General features: G+C 61.8%; 18 protein-coding genes. 9 read left to right on the plus strand and 9 right to left on the minus strand.

The window, feature by feature from the left end; translation table 11 throughout:
- Positions 1-279: 279 nt before the first annotated feature.
- Positions 280-588 carry a DUF6124 family protein gene (locus A7J50_RS25480; RefSeq protein ID WP_053258145.1) on the plus strand — a complete coding sequence of 103 codons (309 nt, stop codon included), beginning with the start codon at positions 280-282 and terminating at the stop codon, positions 586-588.
- A 139-nt stretch (positions 589-727) separates the two neighbouring features.
- Here the strand turns inward: A7J50_RS25480 and A7J50_RS25485 are convergent, their stop codons facing one another.
- The 3 genes from A7J50_RS25485 to A7J50_RS25495 all read right to left on the minus strand — a co-directional run bounded on the left by A7J50_RS25485 (position 728) and on the right by A7J50_RS25495 (position 2760).
- On the minus strand, positions 728-1339 hold the full coding sequence (locus A7J50_RS25485; protein WP_064454253.1) for a PolC-type DNA polymerase III: 612 nt from the start codon (positions 1337-1339) through the stop codon (positions 728-730).
- Positions 1340-1381: 42 nt separating this feature from the next.
- Positions 1382-1858 carry an NYN domain-containing protein gene (locus tag A7J50_RS25490; RefSeq protein WP_053258147.1) on the minus strand — a complete coding sequence of 159 codons (477 nt, stop codon included), beginning with the start codon at positions 1856-1858 and terminating at the stop codon, positions 1382-1384.
- A gap of 128 nt (positions 1859-1986) precedes the next feature.
- Positions 1987-2760: a DUF2076 domain-containing protein gene (locus A7J50_RS25495; RefSeq protein WP_064454254.1), complete on the minus strand. Its 774-nt coding sequence runs from the start codon at positions 2758-2760 to the stop codon at positions 1987-1989.
- Between the two features lie 180 nt (positions 2761-2940).
- On the opposite strand from A7J50_RS25495, the gene A7J50_RS25500 reads away from it, so the two are divergent.
- Both A7J50_RS25500 and A7J50_RS25505 read left to right on the plus strand, forming a co-directional pair.
- Positions 2941-3600, plus strand: a complete 660-nt coding sequence (locus A7J50_RS25500) for a YciC family protein (RefSeq protein ID WP_064455015.1) — start codon at positions 2941-2943, stop codon at positions 3598-3600.
- A gap of 40 nt (positions 3601-3640) precedes the next feature.
- Entirely contained in the window at positions 3641-4729 is a 1089-nt protein-coding gene (locus A7J50_RS25505; RefSeq protein WP_064454255.1) for an endonuclease/exonuclease/phosphatase family protein, read from the plus strand.
- 137 nt (positions 4730-4866) lie between these two features.
- Here the strand turns inward: A7J50_RS25505 and hrpB are convergent, their stop codons facing one another.
- Positions 4867-7374, minus strand: a complete 2508-nt coding sequence (gene hrpB / locus A7J50_RS25510) for an ATP-dependent helicase HrpB (protein ID WP_064454256.1) — start codon at positions 7372-7374, stop codon at positions 4867-4869.
- A 252-nt stretch (positions 7375-7626) separates the two neighbouring features.
- Between hrpB and A7J50_RS25515 the strand changes: the two genes are divergently transcribed.
- Both A7J50_RS25515 and A7J50_RS25520 read left to right on the plus strand, forming a co-directional pair.
- A complete protein-coding gene (locus A7J50_RS25515) occupies positions 7627-8046 on the plus strand; it encodes a hypothetical protein (protein ID WP_064454257.1) in 420 nt (139 codons plus the stop codon).
- A 15-nt stretch (positions 8047-8061) separates the two neighbouring features.
- Positions 8062-8955 carry a cation diffusion facilitator family transporter gene (locus A7J50_RS25520; RefSeq protein WP_064454258.1) on the plus strand — a complete coding sequence of 298 codons (894 nt, stop codon included), beginning with the start codon at positions 8062-8064 and terminating at the stop codon, positions 8953-8955.
- On the opposite strand, the gene A7J50_RS25525 is transcribed toward A7J50_RS25520, so the two are convergent.
- Positions 8952-10043, minus strand: coding sequence for a DUF6515 family protein (locus A7J50_RS25525; RefSeq protein ID WP_064454259.1), 1092 nt, complete (start codon positions 10041-10043; stop codon positions 8952-8954). The two genes, A7J50_RS25520 and A7J50_RS25525, sit on opposite strands and share 4 nt — an antisense overlap.
- 457 nt (positions 10044-10500) lie before the next feature.
- Between A7J50_RS25525 and A7J50_RS25530 the strand changes: the two genes are divergently transcribed.
- Both A7J50_RS25530 and A7J50_RS25535 read left to right on the plus strand, forming a co-directional pair.
- Positions 10501-10980 carry an Lrp/AsnC family transcriptional regulator gene (locus A7J50_RS25530; protein ID WP_003194418.1) on the plus strand — a complete coding sequence of 160 codons (480 nt, stop codon included), beginning with the start codon at positions 10501-10503 and terminating at the stop codon, positions 10978-10980.
- Between the two features lie 200 nt (positions 10981-11180).
- Positions 11181-11390 (plus strand): DUF2788 domain-containing protein, encoded by a 210-nt coding sequence (locus A7J50_RS25535; protein ID WP_007975837.1) that lies wholly within the window; start codon positions 11181-11183, stop codon positions 11388-11390.
- Here the strand turns inward: A7J50_RS25535 and A7J50_RS25540 are convergent.
- From A7J50_RS25540 to A7J50_RS25555, 4 genes are all read right to left on the minus strand, one after another.
- Positions 11385-12020: a pseudouridine synthase gene (locus A7J50_RS25540; RefSeq protein WP_064454260.1), complete on the minus strand. Its 636-nt coding sequence runs from the start codon at positions 12018-12020 to the stop codon at positions 11385-11387. The two genes, A7J50_RS25535 and A7J50_RS25540, sit on opposite strands and share 6 nt — an antisense overlap.
- A 71-nt stretch (positions 12021-12091) precedes the next feature.
- A complete protein-coding gene (amn, locus tag A7J50_RS25545; RefSeq protein WP_162238864.1) occupies positions 12092-13564 on the minus strand; it encodes an AMP nucleosidase in 1473 nt (490 codons plus the stop codon).
- 182 nt (positions 13565-13746) lie between these two features.
- Positions 13747-15396: an acyl-CoA dehydrogenase family protein gene (locus A7J50_RS25550; RefSeq protein WP_064454261.1), complete on the minus strand. Its 1650-nt coding sequence runs from the start codon at positions 15394-15396 to the stop codon at positions 13747-13749.
- An 88-nt stretch (positions 15397-15484) separates the two neighbouring features.
- The gene (locus A7J50_RS25555) at positions 15485-17863 is read right to left on the minus strand and encodes a hybrid sensor histidine kinase/response regulator (RefSeq protein ID WP_064454262.1); all 2379 of its coding nucleotides are present in this window, start codon (positions 17861-17863) and stop codon (positions 15485-15487) included.
- Positions 17864-18151: 288 nt separating this feature from the next.
- On the opposite strand from A7J50_RS25555, the gene A7J50_RS25560 reads away from it, so the two are divergent.
- The gene (locus A7J50_RS25560; protein ID WP_064454263.1) at positions 18152-18949 is read left to right on the plus strand and encodes a hydroxymethylpyrimidine/phosphomethylpyrimidine kinase; all 798 of its coding nucleotides are present in this window, start codon (positions 18152-18154) and stop codon (positions 18947-18949) included.
- Between the two features lie 32 nt (positions 18950-18981).
- Positions 18982-19611, plus strand: coding sequence for a thiamine phosphate synthase (gene thiE, locus A7J50_RS25565; protein ID WP_064454264.1), 630 nt, complete (start codon positions 18982-18984; stop codon positions 19609-19611).
- The last annotated feature ends 2 nt before the right edge of the window (positions 19612-19613 follow it).

Genomic DNA, 19613 nt, shown 5'->3' on the forward strand with positions numbered 1-19613 from the left:
ATGGAGGGGCGGAGGGAAAAATCAGAAAGGTCCGACAGTGCAATAGGGACTCCCCTACTGACTATTCAGAAAGAGCGTAAAAGGCCCCACAAACAGCTGATGTTTTAGTGGCCAGCAAGACTGATCCCTTTTATTTGCGGGAGGTTTCCGAGCACCGTTTCATACCTTGTTCCGGCTGAATTCCGCCGCTAGTCTTCACCACGTCATCGGCCCTTCGGTGACCGGAAGTGCAAGCCGAAATTGGCGGAAGGAGAGCGTCAAAAATCCCGGAGATTCTACATGGTCAAAGCAACCTCTGCTTCAACTGATACCCAGACAAACTTCCTCAGCGAAGACGCCCTGCTCAACCGCCGAGCCATCGACTACTACCTCAAAGCTTCCGCCCCGGACGCGCCCAACTTTGTGCTGAATGACAACCTGAGCTTCGAAGACGCCCTCGCCCATGCGGCCGACTTGCTGCATTGCGCGGTGGAGACGGCGCACGGTTCAGCAGAGGCGATGAATGCGCAGCAGCGAGCGGTGATGCATTTGGTGGGGATGGCGAAGGACGTGGTGGGTCGGGCGTTGGAGTGTGTGCAGCCTCGATGAACACCGCATGACTCATGTGGGAGGGGGCTTGCTCCCGATTACAGTGTGTCAGCCACTGGATGATTAGCGGACACACCGCTATCGGGAGCAAGCCCCCTCCCACATTTGAAACGTCGGTGTTCTTGGGCGGGTGGCCGGTTTAGAACCCGCGATGCTTCTTCAGGTGTTCAGTGATCTTCGCCGCCGGCACTTTCTGCAAGGTGCACAGCAGGTCGTGGGACAGTTCGCGCAACCCATGCGTACCGCGCAATTGCTCGGCCAGGTGCGCCGTGAGGTTGGCCGCCATCTCCGCATCCGCCATCGCCCGGTGAGCCTTGCCGGTGTGGGGAAGTTGGGCGTAGCTGTTGAGGGTGCCGAGTTTGTGGTTCGGCGCCGCTGGCATCAGGCGACGGGCCAGCAGCAGGGAGCAGGCGAATTTTTGCAGGCGGGTGCGGCGAATCAGGCCCAGTTCGAAGTCCCAGAACTTCTGGTCGAACGCAGCATTGTGCGCCAGCAGTGGCGTGGTGCCGACGAACTCGTTGACTTCGTTCATCACCCGCTCGGCCGGAGGCGCGCTGCGCAACATGGCGTTGCTGATGCCGGTGAGTTGTTCGATAAAGCCCGGCACACGCACGCCGGCATTCATCAGGCTCTGGTAGCGGTCCACGATCTGGCCGCGCTCAAGGATGACCACCGCGATTTCCGTAGCCCGGCAGTGGCTGCTCGGGGTGATGCCGGTGGTTTCAAAGTCGATGACCGCTATACGTTCCAAACCTGTTCCAACTCTGTCTATCAATTTATTGAGCCGCCGCGCTTATTTGAGCAGCAGCGCGCCTTCGATCGGCACGTAGCGGCTGGCGGCGCGTATCAGCGAGTTGGCCGTCAGGCCCGGCACGCCGTAGGCCACGGCTTCGACGCCATGCTTTTGGATGATGCGGTCGAGCAGCATGTCGAAATCACCGTCGCCGGAGGCCAGCACCACTTCGTCGACGTGGTCGGCGGCGTCCATGATGTCGAGGGTGATGCCCACGTCCCAGTCGCCTTTGGCCGAGCCGTCGGCGCGCTGGATGTACGGCTTGAGTTTTACCGTAAAGCCCAGGTTGCGCAGGATCTGCTGGAATTGCTGCTGCTTGCTGTCGCCACGGTCGATGGCATACGCATACGCCTCGACGATCTGCCCGCGCGCGCTGATGTCAGCCCACAGGGCGGCGTAGTTGAAGTGGCAGCCATACGCCTGGCGCACGGTGTAATAGAGGTTTTGTACATCGGCGAACACCGCAATTTTCTTCACCGCACTTCCCCATGGCTGCCGCTTGGACCTCGAACGCGAAGGTCCGCAAAGGCGCCAGTATGCCAGCCATGGGAAAGTTTCAGCGAAAAATCAGCCCGGGGCGACGAAGCGCCCCGGTTGAGTGCGGGTCAGACGAAGGAGTCGTCGTCGCCAAAAGAGGAGGAATCGTCGGAGTAGTCGTTGTCAGCGAAGCTGTCGGAAGCGTTGTCACTGCCCCAGTTGTCATTGCCGGCAAACTTCTGGTCGTCGTTGCCCCAGTTGCTGTTGTCGCTGGCAGGCGCCGGCTCTTCGCGGATGATTTCTTCCACCACTTGCGGCTGTTGCGAGTTGTGGTTGAACAGGCTGCTGATGCCTTCGGCCAGCATTACGCCACCCGCCACACCGGCGGCGGTTTTCAGCGCGCCACCGAGGAAGCCACTGCCAATGGGCGCAGCAGGCGCTTGTTGCGGCTGTTGGTAGTTCTGCTGCGGCGCACCGTAGTTCTGCTGTTGCGGCGCGGGCTGGCCGAATGATGGCCGCGCCGGTTCACGCCAGCCGCCACCGGAAGACGTCGGGGCGCTTTGCGCAGGCTGGGCGTCACGGGAACTGCCGCCACCAAAGATGCTCGACAGGAAACCGCCGCTGCTCTGCGCAGGCTGCGCCGCCTGGGATTTGGCTTGTTGCAACTCGTCCTGCAATTGCTGGATCTGTTGCGCCTGTTGCTTGTTCTGCGCGTCGAGGCTTTTGATCGCGTGCTCTTGCACCAGGATCGACTGGGTCATGTAGTACCCGGCGGCCGGTTGGCGAGTCATGTGCTCCTTGATCCGCGCTTCGGCCAGGGCGTCGCGGGGGGCTGAGTCCGTTTCGGCTTGCTGCAACCGTGAAAACAGTCCATCGATCAGGGTTTGCTCTTCGCTGTTCATGGCGACCTCGTTAGATTGCCGGTAGAAATCATGGGCCTGCCCAGGGTCAGGCAAGCTACGTAACAGTTATGGGGCTGTTACTAGACGTTTCAATGGTCTTTACGAAAGGTTTACGTTTGCTTACCTCTCGTCATGATCGGTTAAAGTGTTGGCCTTGCTTTTAGGCCTGTGATGAACCTGATGAATCCGTTAGACGTATTGCGCGACTCTTTCCGTTTCACCCAACGCAACCTGGGCGCCATCGTCCAGCTGTGCCTGCCGCTGGTGATTCTCGAAGCCCTGCTGCAACAGGTGCTCGACCACACGCTGGGCCCGGATGCCTTCCCCGGCTACAGCGTGGTGGTGGGGTTGTTGGTGTACCCGCTGTACACGGGCGCCTTGATCCTGTTTCTGGACGCGCGCACCCGTGGCGAATCGCCGAGTACTAAAGATGTGTGGGCCATGGCCCTGACCCTGTGGCCACGCTTCGCCCTGCTCACGGCCATCAGTACGCTGCTGATATTGCTGGGCCTGTCGTTGTATTTCCTGCCAGGCCTGTGGCTGATGGTGGTGCTGGCGTTTGCCGAGTACCTGCTGGTGCTGCGCGGCCTGTCGGCGCTGGAGGCGATGAAGGAAAGTTTTCGCCTGACTCGCGGGCATTTCTGGCGAATTCTGGTGTGCCTGCTGTGCGTGATGACGCCACTGTGGCTGCTCAAGGGCGCCAGCGTGGCGGCGTATCCCCATCCCGCGCCGCTGCTGGGCGTGCTGATCGACAGCGCCCACAGCTTCCTGCAATTGTTTACCAGCGTGGTGCTGTTCCGTTTATTCATGCTGATCGGTGGCGACGCCGACGCGCGGTGATATGCTCCGTGCCACCTCTGAAACGCTATAAGCCGAGCCAATGACCCGTTTATTGCGCATCACCCTGTTGAGCCTGTTGATCATCGCGGGCCTGCTCACGGCACTGATCTACAGCCTGACCTGGCGCCCCGCCGACAAGCAAACCCTGCCCGTGAGCTGCGTCGCGCCCCGTGCGCCGACCCTGCTGCCCGGGCAGGCGCTCAAGGTCATGACCTGGAACGTGCAATACCTGGCCGGCAAGAACTACGTGTTCTGGTACGACACCGCCGACGGCAGCGGCCCGGACGACCGCCCGACCGTGGAAGACATGGCCTCGAGCCTGGACGAAGTGGCCCGGGTAATCCGCGACGAACAACCCGACATCCTGCTGTTGCAGGAACTCGACGAAGGCGCCAAATCGTCCCACTACCAGGACCAGGTGGCCCTGCTTCAGGAACGCCTGGTCGACCTCTACCCGTGCAGCGCCCAGGCCTTCGACTGGAAAGCCGATTTTGTGCCCAACCTGCATATCTTCGGCAGCGTCGGCCGCAAACTGGTGACCCTGAGCCGTTACCAGATCGAACACGCCGAACGCCTGCAACTCCCGGTGTCGCCGGCCAACTTCATCAGCCGCCAGTTCCAACCCAGACCGGCCTTGTTGCTGACCTATTTGCCGCTGAGCGATGGCGGCCAACTGGCGGTGCTCAATACCCGGCTGGATGGCGACATGCCTGGGCGGTCGGCAGTGCAAGCACAAGCGAAAGCCACGGTGAAGTTGCTGGACAAGTTCGAAGGCCGTGGCACGCCATGGCTGATCGGCGGGGACTTCAACTTGCTGCCATTGGGGCAATTCCTGCGCCTGGACGCGGTTAAGCGCGGCCAGTATTCGCCGGACAGTGAGCTGCATTTGCTGTGGGACAAATACCCGATGATCCCGAGTAACAGTGAATCGAGTGGGATTGATCGTGAGAAATGGCTGACGAATTTTCCGAATGATCCGAGCGTGGAGGGTCCGGATCGTACGTTGGATTATCTGTTCTACAGCCCTCGGATCAAGCGGGTGGAGGCTAAAGTGCGCCAGGCGGACACGTTGCGCATCTCCAACCACTTGCCGGTGATTGCCCGCTTCCTGCTGCCGGCTGCGCAATAACCAACACCTAAACCTCTGTGGAAAGCTGGCTTGTGTGGGAGCTGGCTTGCCTGCGATAGCATCGCCTAGGTGAACCCGATAGACCGAGTCGTCTGTATCGCAGGCAAGCCCGCTCCCACATTTGATCTCCACACGACCTACTTGCGGGGTTTGATCCGGGCGGTTGGTTCGGCCACCAACGGGTCATCCGGCCAGTAATGCTTCGGATAACGCCCCTTCAAGTCCTTCTTCACCTCGACATACGTGCTGCGCCAGAAGTTCGCCAGGTCCTGCGTCACCTGCACTGGCCGTCGCGCCGGGGACAGCAGGTGCAGCTTGACCACCTGGCGCCCACCGGCGATGCGCGGTGTGTCCGCCAGGCCGAACAATTCCTGCAAGCGCACCGCCAGAATCGGTGGTTGTTCGCTGTAGTCCAAACGCACCGAAGAGCCCGACGGCACTTTCACATGCTGCGGCGCCAGCTCGTCCAGGCGTTGGGGCAGCGGCCAGGGCAGCAGGTTGTGCAGGAAACTGGAAATATCCAGGTTGGCGAAATGGCTCAGGCGCGAGACTTTGCCCAGATACGGCATCAGCCAGTGCTCCAGGCTGGCAAGCAACGCCTTGTCACTGATGTCGGGCCATTCGCTGGTTTTACCGGCGTCCAAGTGGCGCAGCAGCATGACGCGGGCCTGCCATTGGCGCAGTTCAGGCGTCCACGGCAGCAGCTCCAGGCCTTTGCGGCGCACAAGGTTGACCAGTGCCTGGCTGCGGGCGGACTCGTCCTGCCCGGTCAATGGTTCACGGCTCAGCACCAGTTCGCCGACTTTGCGCTGGCGTTCAGCACGCAAGACGCCTTCGCGTTCATCCCAATCCAACTGGTCGACGTTGCGCACTTGCTCGGCGAGCACCGTGTCGAACAGCGCCGGATCGAAGTCCGCCGCGAGGTAGATGCGTTCTTCACGCTGGCCCTGCCGGCTGCCGAGGTCGGCGATAACCAACCAGGGTTGTTTCATCAGGCTGTCGGCTTCGGCGAACAGCGCGGCGCGGCCGTTGGCCAGGCGGTACTCGGCGCCACCGGGGCGACGTTGCTGGGCGACACGGTCCGGGTAGGCCAGCGCCAGCAAGGCACCGAGCCAGCGCGGGTGGTCGGGGTCGGCCACGGCTTGAATCGCCGGGCCGCGTAAATAGCCACGGTATTGCCGCGCCAGTTGCTTGGCCCGCTGCACGCCACCTTGGGTGCCGCGCGCGCGTTCTTCACCGGACATCAAGGCCAGGCGGCTGTGCAAGTCAGCACCGCCACCGCGCAAGATATCGCGCTCACCTAACAGCGCGGCCACATCACACGCTGTCGACGCCAGCGCCAGGTCCTGCCCGCGCAGCAGCAGATGGGCGATACGCGGATGGGCCGGCAACTCGGCCATTTTCTGGCCATGGGCGGTCAGTTTGTCGTCATTCAAGGCGCCAAGGCGCACCAGCAGATCCTGGGCCTGGGCATACGCGGCAGTCGGCGGCACATCCAGCCACACCAACTGCGTGGGCGTGACGCCCCAGCGCGCCAACTGCAAGGCCAGGCCTGCGAGGTCGGCGGCGAGGATTTCCGCGCTGCCGTACGCAGCCAGACCTTCGTGCTGGTCCTCGGACCACAGGCGATAACACACGCCCGGCTCCAACCGCCCTGCCCGGCCGGCGCGCTGAGTAGCACTGGCACGGGAGATGCGTTGGGTGTCGAGGCGGGTCATGCCGCTGCCCGGGTCGAACCGCGGCACCCGCGCCAGCCCGGCGTCGATCACTACGCGCACACCGTTGATGGTCAGGCTGGTCTCGGCGATGTTGGTGGCCAGCACAACCTTGCGTTTACCCGCCGGCGCCGGGTCGATGGCGGCGCGCTGGGCATTAAGGTCGAGCTCGCCATGCAGCGGGCACAGCAGCACATCACTGCGATCCCCCAAAGCGTCGGCCAGTTGCTGGTTAACCCGGCGAATCTCCGCCTGCCCCGGCAAAAACACCAGCACGCTGCCGGTTTGGTCATGCAGGGCTTCGAGGATGGTCTGCACCACACGCGGTTCGATGAATTCACCGGGCTGGTACGGCCGCCCCCAGCGCATCTGCACCGGGAACATGCGCCCTTCACTGCGCAGGATCGGCGCGTCATCCAGCAGCCCGGCCAGGCGCTCGCCTTCGAGGGTGGCGGACATCAGCAGGATTTTCAGTGGCTGCTCATCGCGAAACAGGTCGCGGCCGTTCAGGCTCAGGGCCAGCGCCAGGTCGGCGTCGAGGCTGCGTTCATGGAATTCGTCGAAGATCAGCAGGCCCACGCCCTCCAGCGCCGGGTCGTCCTGCAGGCGGCGGGTGAGGATGCCTTCGGTGACCACTTCGATGCGCGTCGTGGGGCCGACCTTGCTGTCGAGGCGGATACGATAGCCGACGGTTTCGCCGACCTTTTCACCCAACTCACTGGCCAGGCGCTCGGCGGCCGCGCGCGCGGCGAGACGGCGAGGTTCGAGCATCAGGATGGTTTGCCCCGCCAGCCAAGGCTCGTTCAATAGCGCCAAGGGTACGCGGGTGGTTTTACCGGCGCCGGGCGGCGCTTCCAGCACGGCTTCATGGCGATTCGCCAAGGCGTCACGCAAGGCGGGTAAAACATCATCGATCGGCAACGAATTCATACTGGCTCCAAAGCAGAGCGGCGAGTATAACGGCGAACTGGCGGATGCCGGTGGTGGTCTCAAAGACACCACTGGCTTCGAAGATAAAAACGGTCAAAAGTGGGAGCGGGCTTGCTCGCGAAAGCAATCTGTCAGTCGACGAATATGTTTCTGAAAGACCGCATTCGCGAGCAAGCCCGCTCCCACATTGGATAGTCGTCGTCGCGTAGATCTGGCTTATAGTCACCTTTCAACCGTGTTCAGGAGAATTTTATGCGTATCGCTTCCCGTGTCATCGGCGGTGTCCTCGCCGTCACCCTGCTGAGCCAACTGACGGCCTGCGGTTCGATTTTCTACCCGGACCGCCGGGGCCAGATCGGCGGCAAGGTCGACCCGGCGATTGCCGTGCTCGATGCCGTTGGCCTGCTGTTTTATGTCATCCCGGGGTTGATCGCATTCGGCGTCGACTTCGCCACCGGCGCTATTTATTTCGAGCCGGGCAAAACCGCACAAGTCGCGCCGGAGAAGTTGCACGAAGCCATCGGTGCCGACGGCAAAGTCGACAACGCCAAGCTGCAAACCATCATCCAGAAAGAAACCGGCCACACCCTGCCGCTGGATGACCCGCGCATGATCCAGTTCAAGGGCAGCGTGCAACAACTTGCGTCCCTGGGCCTGCAACCCGCCGCTTAAGGATTCGACCCGTTTATGACCAGCAGTCCCGAACACGCACGGCTCTTGCGCCTGGCCACCCGCGCTTCGGTGGGCGTGGCCTGTGCGCTGATTATCACCAAGGCCATCGCCTGGTGGCTCAGTGGCTCGGTGAGTATGCTCGCCGGGTTGACCGACTCGCTGCTCGATGGCGTGACCTCGCTGCTGAATTTGCTGGCGGTGCATTACGCCCTGCGCCCGGCCGATGATGATCACCGCTATGGGCATGGCAAGGCGGAATCGCTGTCAGGCATGGCCCAGGCGCTGTTTATCGCTGGCAGTGCGGTGTTGATCGCATACCAGGCGTACCAGCGCTTGCAGCACCCGGAACCGGTAGGCGCGCCGTGGTTGAGCATCGGGGTGATTGTGTTTTCACTGGTGATGACCGTGGCGCTGCTGATGTTGCAACACCGCGTGATCCGCGAAACCGGCTCCAACGCCGTGCGTGCCGACTCACTGCATTACCGCTCGGACTTGATGCTCAACGGCAGCATCCTGGTGGCGCTGGTGTTGGCCGGTTTTGGTTTCCATCAGGTTGACGCGTGGTTCGGCCTGGGGATTGCCGTCTACATCTTGTGGAGTGCGATCCAGATCGCCCGGGAAAGCTTTGCAGTGCTGATGGACGAGGAACTGCCGCCGGACGTCAGCCAGCACATGCTGGAACTGGCGCGTGGCATACCCGGCGTGCTGGGTGCCCATGATTTGCGCACGCGGATCTCCGGCAGCCATTGGTTTGTACAACTGCATCTGGAATTGCCCGGGGAATTGACGCTGTCAGTGGCCCATGGCATCAGCGACCAGGCCGCCGATGCCATTCACAAAGCCTACCCTCGGGCCGAAGTGCTGGTGCACGCCGACCCGCTGGAAGTCGTCACGGGCGCCAAGGCCTAATACTGCACCTGATACCCGCGACTGGTCAGGCAGTTGCCCTGGGCCTGGCGGTAGGTTTGTACCACTGCCGGGGCCGGGGCGTAGGAGACCGCCTGCGGATCGAAACCACTTTGCTGCACCGCCCAGCGATAGCAGTCATAGCCATCCTGCTGCACCTGGGCCGGTGATTGGCCGTTCGCCGGATAGGCAATCACGTCATAACCATTGCCTTGCGGCGCGGGTTGCGGCGCCGGCACTTCTGTCGGCGGTTGCACCACCACGTACTGCTGAGTGGCGCTTTCATAGGTGTAATAGGAACCTGCCGCGAGGAAGAACAACGCGCTGCCTACCCATACTTCCCGGGCGTAGTCCGGCAGGTATTGCACGCGGATGCCGTACGGCGGCGTGACCACTACGTAACGCGGGCCTTGCGGGCGATACCAGTAGCCGCCGGAGAAGAAATAATCCTGGCCACGGTATGGCACGCGGTAATTGCGGTCGGGGAAGCGATCAACCATATAACCAGGGCGATATTGCGGCCCCGGGCCCCAGCCGTTGCCGTGCCCATCAGGGCGACCTGGCCAGCGGTTGTCATTGGGGTGGCCATTATTGAAGCCGCCACCTGGGCGGGCGCCATTCCCAGCCTGCCAATGCGGGTTGCCGTCGTTGCGGCGCGGGATGTCCTGGTAGTTGCCCTGACGCGGCTCCTGGGTTTGTCGAACCGTGTCCGGGCGACCTTGAATCGGCAGATTATTCGCCGGTTGTGGCGCTGGCCGAGGCTGTTCGGCGCCTTGCGGGCGACCTTGCCACTGCCCGCCGCCGTGAGGCTGTTGCTCAGCGCGATCAAAATGCTGGTTTTGCGGGCGCGGCTGATTGTTCTCGACATGCGGGTTCTGTGGCCGCGGCTGGTTATTCTCCGGACGCGGTTGATTGTTCTGCGGGCGCGGCTGGTTATTTTGCGGGCGCGGCTGTTCGTTACCTTGCCGCCCGCCTTCCGGGCCTCTTTCATGCTGACCGCCCCCTTCGGAGCGCGGGTCGTCGGCCATCACTTGCGTGCCGACGGTAACCATCAGCAAACCTACACCTGCCATACGCCAGATGCGCTTCATGCTATTCCTCACTGCGGATTAGGGCCTCGAGTGTCCGGCCTCATAGTATGAGACTGGAAAAGCCTCACCCGGTTCTGAGACAGGTTATCAGTCACGAGAACTTTCTTTGTACTTAAAGAGAGGCAGGTAAAAACCACGCAAAAGAAAAGGGGTGACCCGTCGGCCACCCCTTGAGAATTTCGTCCTGGCTCAACGCTTTTGACGTTGGCTCACCTCACGCCGTCTTGTGGACAGTGTGCAGCCTGGAGGCCGGCTCAACCCTGCTGGGGTGGCGGCCGCAGCGGGCCTGATTGGGCTCGCTGTAAGTGGACTGTTGTCCAGGCGGTGATTCTGTTGGTAATCATAGGCCCGACGCGCCGATAGATGATTGCGAAGATTGCGTCAATAAACAGTGCTTGCGCAATTTTTAACCCTTCATAGATAATTCGCCGCAATAGTTACGACAAAGGCTAACCCAATGAGCAAGCTTGACCGATACGACCTGAGTATTTTGGCGGAATTGCAGCGCGACGCGAGGATCTCCAACCAGGAGTTGGCCGAACGCATCGGCCTGTCGCCGTCGCCCTGCTCGCGCCGGGTCAAGCAGCTGGAAGATGACGGCTATATCGCGCGCCAGGTCGCCCTGCTCGACCGCAAGATGCTGGGCTTGAGCCTTACGGCCTATGTGCTGATCGGCATGGACCGCCACACACCCGAGCGTTTCGAGAATTTTGAAGCCGCGATCCGCACGCTGCCGCAAGTGCTGGAATGCAGTCTGGTGACCGGGATGGATGCTGACTATCAGTTGAAAGTGGTGGTGCCGGACATGGATCACTACCAAAAACTGCTGCTGGGCCATCTGACCCGCATTGAAGGCGTGACCAGCGTGCGCTCCAGCTTTGTGCTCAACCAGGTGCTCAACAGCACCGAGTTGCCGCTGACGCACCTGCGTACCTGATCTCAAACACATCGCCGATCAAATGTGGGAGCTGGCTTGCCTGCGATAGCATCAACTGGGGCTGGCTGATACACCGAGTTGCCTGCATCGCAGGCAAGCCAGCTCCCACATTGACCGCGTCAAGACTCAGGTCAATATTGCGTCTGTAACGCTGCCGTATACTTGCCCGCCTGCCCTGTCGGAAGAAGCCCATGAACAACATCGATCCCGCCGTTTTTGAAGAATGGATGATGACCGGCCTGGTCACCATCTTGATCATTTTCATGGGATTCATCGTCTGGGACCTGGCGAAGAAATCCAAAGCCGGGCGCTTTGGCTCGTTCATCCTGTTCTTCGTATTGGGCCTGGGCGTGGCCGCATTCATCATCAAAAGCGTGGTGATCGGCCTGATCGAGTCCGGCGCCCTATAACCGCGCCGGCACTTCCTTCCATTGGCCTTGATCCAGGCCATCAATCGACCAATCCCCGATACGCACGCGCACCAGGCGCAAGGTCGGCAAGCCCACCGCAGCGGTCATGCGCCGTACCTGGCGGTTACGCCCTTCGCGAATCACAAGTTCCAGCCAGTGCGTCGGCACGCTTTTGCGAAACCGTACCGGCGGATTGCGCGGCCATAGCTCGGGCTCATCCAATTGCCGGGCTTCGGCGGGCAAGGTCATGCCGTCGTTAAGCTCCACGCCGTCACGCAGGCGTTGCAGTTGTTCTTCGGTGGGTTCGCCTTCGACTTGCACCCAGTAGGTTTTCGCCAGCTTGTGCTTGGGGTCGGCAATGCGCGCTTGCAGTTGGCCATCGTTGGTCAACAGCAACAGGCCTTCGCTGTCACGGTCCAGGCGACCCGCCGGGTAGATGCCGGGGATGTCGATAAAATCCTTGAGGGTCGCACGCCCGCCTTCGTCGCTGAACTGGGTCAGCACGTCGAACGGTTTATTGAACAGGACCAACTTCGGCTTGGCCGGTGGCGCCTTGGCGACACGACGCGCTGCGGAGTGCGGAGGTTTCACGCCAGGGCGGCGCGAATCGGGACGGGTGGGACGGGACATGGCAAAGGAACATCTAACAGTCAGGACCGACAATGCTAGTGGCCTGACCGTTAAATGACCATCCCAACCGCTTAGCGGAACGGCGGTTCGTCGAAACTGCGCAGTTTGCGCGAGTGCAGCGAGTTGAGTTCGGTGCGCAACAGGTCCACCGCCTCGATGCCGATCTTCAAGTGCTGGCTGACCGCACGCTCATAGAACGCGTTGGCCGAACCCGGCAGCTTGATTTCGCTGTGCAGCGGTTTGTCCGAGACACACAGCAACGTGCCATACGGCACCCGCAAGCGGTAACCCTGGGCGGCGATGGTGCCGCTTTCCATGTCCACGGCCACGGCGCGGGACAGGTTGATCAGCGGCCGTTCCTGGGCCCAACGCAGCTCCCAGTTGCGGTCGTCGTAGGTCAGCACGGTGCCGGTACGCAGGCGTTTTTTCAGCTCTTCGCCTTTTTCGCCCGTGACATTCGCCGCCGCTTGTTGCAAGGCCATCTGCACTTCGGCCAGGGCCGGGATCGGGATGTTCGGCGGCACCACGCGGTCGAGAATCCCGTCGCGGCGCATATAGGCGTGGGCCAATACGTAGTCGCCGATGGTCTGGGATTGGCGCAGGCCGCCGCAGTGGCCAATCATCAGCCAGCAATGTGGGCGCAGCACCGCGAGGTGGTCGGTGATGTTTTTCGCGTTGGACGGGCCGACGCCGATGTTCACCAGGGTCACGCCGTGGCCGTCAGTGGCCTGCAGGTGATAGGCCGGCATCTGGTAACGGTGCCAGACCACGCCGGCAGCAATCGCCGACGCTTCGCCGTGGTCCATGCTCTTGTCGATGATCACGTTGCCCGGCAGCACCATGCGGATAAACCGTGGGTCGCTGCGCAGTTGCTCCAGGCCATGCAGGATGAACTGGTCAACATAGCGGTGGTAGTTGGTCAGCAGGATCCACGGCTGCACATGGCGCCAGTCACTGCCGGTGTAGTGCACCAGGCGGCGCAGGGAAAAGTCCACACGGGCGGCATCAAACAGCGCCAGCGGCAGCGGGTCGGTGTTTTCCCAGTCATAGAGGCCGTCGGCAATGCCATCGGTGGCGGCAGACAAATCGGTGCTGGGGAACACGCGCGCGAGGGTCGCGGCGGTCACGCCGGAGCCGGCCAATTCGTCGCCCTGCTCCACCACATACGGGTAAGGAATGTTCTGCTGGCTGACGCCGACTTCAACCGTCACGGTGAAGTCGTGCATCAGCGGCACCAGTTGCTCCAGCAGGTATTTACGGAAGGCGGCCGGATGAGTGACGGTAACGCTGTAGGTCCCGGGCAGCTGGACCTTGGCATACGCGCGAGTAGTCTGTGGGACTTCGCCGTGGCAGTGGTAAGTCAGGCGCAGTTCCGGATAGCGAAACTGTGCGCGCTGTTCGGCGTCGGGTTCGACGCGGTCCTTGAGGTATTGCTTGAGGGCTTGATTGAGCGCGCCGGTAGCACGCTCATGAAGAGCCGCCAGCCGATCCACGGCTTCTTCGGCGGTTTGAACGACAACAAAAGCTTCGGTCACGGTAAGCATCCTGTGTTCTGACTTGCAGACCTTTATCTTGCCTGTATCCCGGCCTCACTGAAACAGTGGAATTGGATTGCGATCAATGTGGGAGCGGGCTTGCTCGCGAATACGGTCTGTCAGTTGCTGAATATGCGACTGATACGGCGCATTCGCGAGCAAGCCCGCTCCCACATTTTGACCGAGTTTAGTCAGAGGTTTGGGGTCGAGCGGGCGACAATCGCCTCAACATTCACACCGCGCGGCAAAGTGCCGTAAACCCGACCGGACGACTCGCCCAAGCGGCTGGCGATAAAACCATCACTGACCGCCGCATTCCCGGCCTCCAGCAGCAGCTTGGCCTGCAACGCCACAGCAATGTCCTCAGTCAATTGACGCGCCCGGTACTGGATATCCTGAGTGTCCATAAACGCCGACTTCAACTGCTCAATATGCTGCGCCAGTTGCTGGCTGCCATGCCCATTCCCCAGCTCGACAAACAGCGCCTCCAGCACACCCGGCTCCTTGGACAGCGCCCGCAGCACGTCCAGGCACTGAACATTGCCGGAACCTTCCCACGTCGAATTCACCGGTGCCTCACGGTACAGGCGCGGCAGGATACTGTCCTCGACATACCCGGCACCGCCCATGCACTCGGCGGCTTCGTTGATCATCGCCGGCGCGCGCTTGCAGATCCAATACTTGCCCACCGCCGTCACCAGCCGGGCGAATTTGGCTTCCTGCTCGTTATCGAGGTGATCCAGCGCGCGGCCCATGCGCATGCTCAGGGCCAGCGCCGCTTCACTTTCCAGGGCCAGGTCGGCCAGTACGTTTTGCATCAGTGGCTGTTCACTAAGGACGCGACCGCCGACCAAACGATGGGCGCAATGATGGCTGGCCTGGGTCAGCGCCTGACGCATCAGCGCGCTGGAGCCCACCATGCAATCGAAACGGGTCATGGCGACCATTTCGATAATGGTCGGCACACCACGCCCCTCTTCGCCGATCATCCAGGCCAGGGCGCCCCGAAACTCCACTTCGCTGGAGGCGTTGGAGCAGTTGCCGAGTTTGTTTTTCAGGCGCTGGATATAGAACTCGTTGCGTGTGTCATCCGGCCGGTGCCGGGGCAGCAGGAAACAGGTCAGGCCTTTGTCGGTCTGGGCCAGGGTCAGGAACCCATCGCACATCGGCGCCGAGCAGAACCACTTGTGCCCCACCAGTTCATAGGCTTGCCCCGGGCCACCCGCCCCCACAGGGTAAGCGCGCGTAGTATTGGCGCGCACGTCGGTGCCGCCTTGTTTCTCGGTCATGGCCATGCCAATGGTGGCGCCGGCTTTGTGGGCGATGCCGACGTTGCGCGGGTCGTATTCGGTGTTGAGGATCTTCGGCAGCCAGATCTGCGCCAGATCCGGTTGCAGGCGCAGGGCCGGGACGCAAGCGAACGTCATGGTCAGCGGGCAACCGGTGCCGGCTTCGGCCTGGCTGTGCAGGTAAGTCATGGCGGCGCGGGCCACATGGGCGCCGGACTGCGGATGGGCCCATGGCAGTGACGGCAGGCCATGCTCGACGGCGGTGCGCATCAGTTCGTGATACGCCGGATGAAACTCCACCAGGTCAATGCGATGGCCATAACGGTCATGGCTGTTGAACACCGGTTTGTTCTGGTTCGCCAGGAACCCGGCCGCCATCAGTGGCCCACCGGCCAGCGCGCCATACGCGTCGATACGCGTCTCGGCCCAGCCGGCGCCAAAGCGGCGCGACCACTCTTGCAGCGGCAGGTCGATGCGGTACAGGTTAGTGCCGTCCAGGGACGGCGGCTGGTTGGTGACGTCGTGGGTTTCGGCGAACTGATGCAGGTTCATGACGGGCCTCCTGGAAAAAGGCCACGTGCGTTGAGGCCTGAATTTCAGTTAAGCACCGTCATCCGGCTTAAAAAAGTGGCATACACGCCTAATGTCCGGCGCTTTCGCCCTCTAGAGGGCACAACAGACGGCGCTCCAGCACGGCCTGCAACGCCTCGAAACGCACCGGCTTGGTGAGACGATCCGTAATGCCTACGCCATGACAGCGCTCGCGATCCGGCGCCTGCAGCGAGGTACTCAGGGCGATCACCGGCAGCTCGCCGCAGCCGGGCAATGCACGAATCTGACAGCACAAAGAGAAGCCACCTTCAGGCACATCCAGCAGTACCGCATCAAACGTTTCGGCCTGCAAAAGGGTCAGTGCGGCCGCACCGTTATCCACGGTTTTCACCCGGTAACCCAGCTTGAGCAGCATGCCGCGCACCGCCAGTTGGCCCACGCTATTGTCGTCCACCAACAGCACCGTGCAATCCTGCGCAGCGCGTTGCGTGAGGGGCGCCTGCCCCACCGGCTGTGGCTCCGCCGGCACCGGGCTGACGCTCACTTCCAATTGGAAACGACTGCCCTTGCGCGGTTCGGAATGATGGGTCAGGCGCCCACCGAGCAGTTCAATCAACTGCCGGCAAATCGCCAGGCCGATACCCATGCCGCCGTATTCGCGGGTGGTCGAGCCGTCGAGCTGGAAGAACCGCTGGTACAACGTGGCCTCGTCGAGGAAGGCAAAGCCGATACCGCTGTCGGTCACAATAAAGCTCAAGCGCAGCCCGCCATCACTTTGCGGCACACCCACCACGCGCAAGCGCACAGCGCCTTCGTGGGTGAACTTGAAGGCGTTGTCCAGCAGGCAGTCCAGGCAGTGGATCAGTTTGTCCGCATCACCGATCACCCGGTCCGGCAGCTCATCCGCCACGTCGATGGAAAATGCCAGGCCTTTGCTCTGGGCGCTGGCGCAGAATTGCTGGCGCAAGGTGTCGAGTGCACCGCGCAGGCTGAACACCTGCGGCTGGGCCGTGAGGCGTCCGGCTTGCAATTCGGTCAGGGTGAGGATGCCGTTGACCATGCGCATCATGTCCCGCGCAGAACCGGCGGCGGTTTGCTGGTACTGCGCCAGGTCTTCATCCAGCGGCACGGTTTGCATCAGCTCCAACGAGCCAATCACGCCGTTCATCGGTGTGCGCAGCTCGTGGGTCAGGGTGGCGAGGAATTCGTCTTTCAGCCGGTTACTGCGGGCCAATTGCTGGTTGAGCACTTCAAGCTTCTGGCTGGCGTCGAATAGGATCTGCGCCTGCTGCTCGCGCATGCCGTTGATGCGATCCGCCAAGGCCAGGGAAAGCAGCGCCACTTCGATGGCCGAGCCGAGTTGGCTGGCGTACATGGTGAGGAACATATTGGGCAGGTAACCCAACACCATCAGGGTGTTGACCACCCCACCCAGCAGAAACGCCGACCAGGCAATGATGAAATAGCGCGCCATGCGCTGGCCGCAACACCAGGCCTTGATTGCAGCAATAAAGATGGTCACGGTGAACACCAGCGCCAAGCCAGTGGCCAGGCGCAGGGCCACGGCGTAGCTGGTCAACAACGCCAATACCATCACCACTCCACCGCAAGCAGCCAGCGTCAGCAATATGCGATTGAGCCAGCGGCTGTGCTGCGCGGTGTGCAGGAAGCTGCGGGCAAACAAGCTGCCGAACAGCGCTGCCGACCCGATCAGGAATGGCACCGCAGCATTCGCCCACCACGGGTTGTTAGGCCAGAAGTACTCCACGGCCACGCCATTGACCGACAGTTGGTAGACGCCAAACGAGGCGATATAGAGGATGTAATACAGGTAGCTGGTGTCGCGTACGCTCAAGTAGATGAACAGGTTGTAGACCAGCATCCCCAACAAGACGCCATAGATTGCGCCCAACACATACAGGCGCAGGGGCTGTTCTTCCAGGTAGGCGGTGGCGGACCAGAGCGTCAATGGGGCCTGGATCGAGCCTTCGCTTTGCAGGCGCAGGTAGACGGTGTGTTGCTGGTTGGGCAAAAAGTTGAGCTTGAAGAGGTAGTTGCTCGCGCGCACTTCACGGCTGGAAAAAGGCAACGTGCTGCCGGTGCGGGTGGCCAGCCGGTAGTTGCCAGTGCCGTCGTTCTGGTACAGGTCCAGATGATTCAGCGGTGGGTACGCCAACTCCAGGAACCAGGTGCGTGGCGCACGGGGGTCAATGGCGGTGTAATGCAGGTCGACCTTGAGCCAGAACACCGAACGCGAATAGCCGGCGTTGAGGGTGGCTTTGTCATGGGGTTTGAATTGAGCAGCGTAAGCGAGGGAACTGACGTCGGCGACGGTGAGGGAACCGGTTGGGTCTTCAAGCACTTGCATGACCCGGCCCAGCGGCAGGCTTCGAGTGTCCTGGTTGAACTCGGCGGCGCCGGCGAGCATCGGCAGCCCGCAGAATAATAAGATCAGCAAATAGCGCATAGAGCCCCAGCGTGGCCTGTCCGGTTGTGTCAAAAGCCCCCCATTCCTTTTGAGTAGACGTACACCGGCGATACAGTAAGTTGTTTGGGTGCACTTTAGCATAGCCAGTAGAGGCCATTGGACACCATTGAAATAATTTTTTGAAAGGCTCTATAACGGGCCTTTCAGCGCGTTTTTTCGACGTAAAAAGCAACCCATAAACAGCCATAAACACGCCTGTGCTGACACTGAAATTTCCCCTTCGCCCAACAGCCACGCAAAAAGCGTTTGGTGGTAAGCTCGCGCACCATGAATATCTACAGCTCTCGCCCCGTTGTCCTCTGTCTCTCCGGCCATGATCCCAGTGGTGGCGCCGGCTTGCAGGCAGATATCGAAGCCCTGCTCGCCCAAGGCTGTCATGCGGCACCGGCCGTCACCGCGTTGACCGTGCAAAACACCGTCAATGTCATCGACTTCCGCGTGCTCGACCGCGAGTGGGTAATGGCCCAGGCCAATGCCGTGCTCAGCGACTCCGAAGTGGCAGCCGTGAAGCTCGGCATGCTCGGTTCCACCGCGATGGTCGACACCGTGGTCGAACTGCTGCAGGCGCACCCGCACCTGCCGGTGGTGTGCGACCCGGTGCTGCGTGCCGGCGGCGGCGGCAGCCTGGGCAAGGACGAAGTGGGTTATGCCATGCGTGAGCGGCTGTTGCCGCTGTCGTTGATCGCCACGCCCAACTTGCCGGAAGCGCGCATTCTCGCCGAGTTGCCAAATGGCACGGCCGACGAATGCGCCGAGAAGCTGTTGCCGTTTATCAAGCATCTTCTTATTACCGGCGGGCACGGCGACGAGCACGAAGTGCACAACCGCCTCTACAGCCGCGACGGCACGCACCAGACCTTCACCTGCCAGCGCCTGCCCGGCAGCTATCACGGTTCAGGCTGCACGCTCGCCAGCGCCCTGGCCGGTCGGATCGCTCAAGGCGAAGGCCTGGTCAGCGCCGTGCAATCGGCGCTCAACTACACTTGGCGCACCCTGCGTGACGCTGAACAACTCGGCCAGGGCCAGTTTGTGCCGCGCCGGCTGCCGCTGGATTTCTGCTCGTAACTTTGTGCTTTTAACAGCAAGAGGCCTGCCCCATGAAACTACGTGGCCTTTACGCCATTACCGACAGCCAACTGTTGGCCGGCAAATTCCTCGCCTACGTCGAAGCGGCGCTGGACGGCGGTGTGACCCTGTTGCAGTACCGCGATAAAAGCAGCGACGAAGCCCGCCGCCTGCGTGAAGCCGAGAAGTTGCGAGAGCTGTGCTCGCGCTACAAGACCCATCTGATCATCAACGATGACGCCGAGTTGGCCGCGCGCCTGGGCGTCGGCGTGCACCTGGGCCAGACCGACGGCCCGCTGACCCCGGCCCGAGCATTACTGGGCCCCAAGGCGATCATCGGCGCCACCTGCCACAGCCAGATCGAACTGGCCGAACAAGCCGCCAAAGAAGGCGCCAGCTACGTCGCCTTCGGTCGCTTCTTTAACTCCAGCACCAAGCCCGGCGCACCCGCCGCCACCGTTGAAATGCTGGCCCAGGCCCGTACACGCTTGCAACTGCCGATCTGCGTGATCGGCGGCGTCACCCTGGAGAACGCCGAACCGCTGGTGGCCCACGGTGCCGACCTGCTCGCCGTGGTGCACGGTCTGTTCGGTGCCGACAGCACCCAGGAAGTCACGCGCCGTGCGCGCGCGTTCAACGATCTTCTTAAGTATTCAGTTTAGAG

Origin of the sequence: Pseudomonas antarctica, from assembly GCF_001647715.1 — a bacterium.
Classification (GTDB): domain Bacteria; phylum Pseudomonadota; class Gammaproteobacteria; order Pseudomonadales; family Pseudomonadaceae; genus Aquipseudomonas; species Aquipseudomonas antarctica_A.

Excerpts from the sequence above, each read along its gene's own strand:
- A7J50_RS25500 (WP_064455015.1), top strand. The coding sequence starts at position 2,941 with ATGAATCCGTTAGACGTATTGCGCGACTCTTTCCGTTTCACCCAACGC.
- A7J50_RS25540 (WP_064454260.1), bottom strand. The coding sequence starts at position 12,020 with ATGTCCCGTCCCACCCGTCCCGATTCGCGCCGCCCTGGCGTGAAACCT.
- A7J50_RS25555 (WP_064454262.1), bottom strand. The coding sequence starts at position 17,863 with ATGCGCTATTTGCTGATCTTATTATTCTGCGGGCTGCCGATGCTCGCC.
- thiE (WP_064454264.1), top strand. The coding sequence starts at position 18,982 with ATGAAACTACGTGGCCTTTACGCCATTACCGACAGCCAACTGTTGGCC.
- A7J50_RS25505 (WP_064454255.1), top strand. The coding sequence starts at position 3,641 with ATGACCCGTTTATTGCGCATCACCCTGTTGAGCCTGTTGATCATCGCG.
- hrpB (WP_064454256.1), bottom strand. The coding sequence starts at position 7,374 with ATGAATTCGTTGCCGATCGATGATGTTTTACCCGCCTTGCGTGACGCC.
- A7J50_RS25480 (WP_053258145.1), top strand. The coding sequence starts at position 280 with ATGGTCAAAGCAACCTCTGCTTCAACTGATACCCAGACAAACTTCCTC.
- A7J50_RS25495 (WP_064454254.1), bottom strand. The coding sequence starts at position 2,760 with ATGAACAGCGAAGAGCAAACCCTGATCGATGGACTGTTTTCACGGTTG.
- A7J50_RS25515 (WP_064454257.1), top strand. The coding sequence starts at position 7,627 with ATGCGTATCGCTTCCCGTGTCATCGGCGGTGTCCTCGCCGTCACCCTG.
- A7J50_RS25530 (WP_003194418.1), top strand. The coding sequence starts at position 10,501 with ATGAGCAAGCTTGACCGATACGACCTGAGTATTTTGGCGGAATTGCAG.
- A7J50_RS25560 (WP_064454263.1), top strand. The coding sequence starts at position 18,152 with ATGAATATCTACAGCTCTCGCCCCGTTGTCCTCTGTCTCTCCGGCCAT.
- amn (WP_162238864.1), bottom strand. The coding sequence starts at position 13,564 with ATGCTTACCGTGACCGAAGCTTTTGTTGTCGTTCAAACCGCCGAAGAA.
- A7J50_RS25520 (WP_064454258.1), top strand. The coding sequence starts at position 8,062 with ATGACCAGCAGTCCCGAACACGCACGGCTCTTGCGCCTGGCCACCCGC.
- A7J50_RS25550 (WP_064454261.1), bottom strand. The coding sequence starts at position 15,396 with ATGAACCTGCATCAGTTCGCCGAAACCCACGACGTCACCAACCAGCCG.
- A7J50_RS25525 (WP_064454259.1), bottom strand. The coding sequence starts at position 10,043 with ATGAAGCGCATCTGGCGTATGGCAGGTGTAGGTTTGCTGATGGTTACC.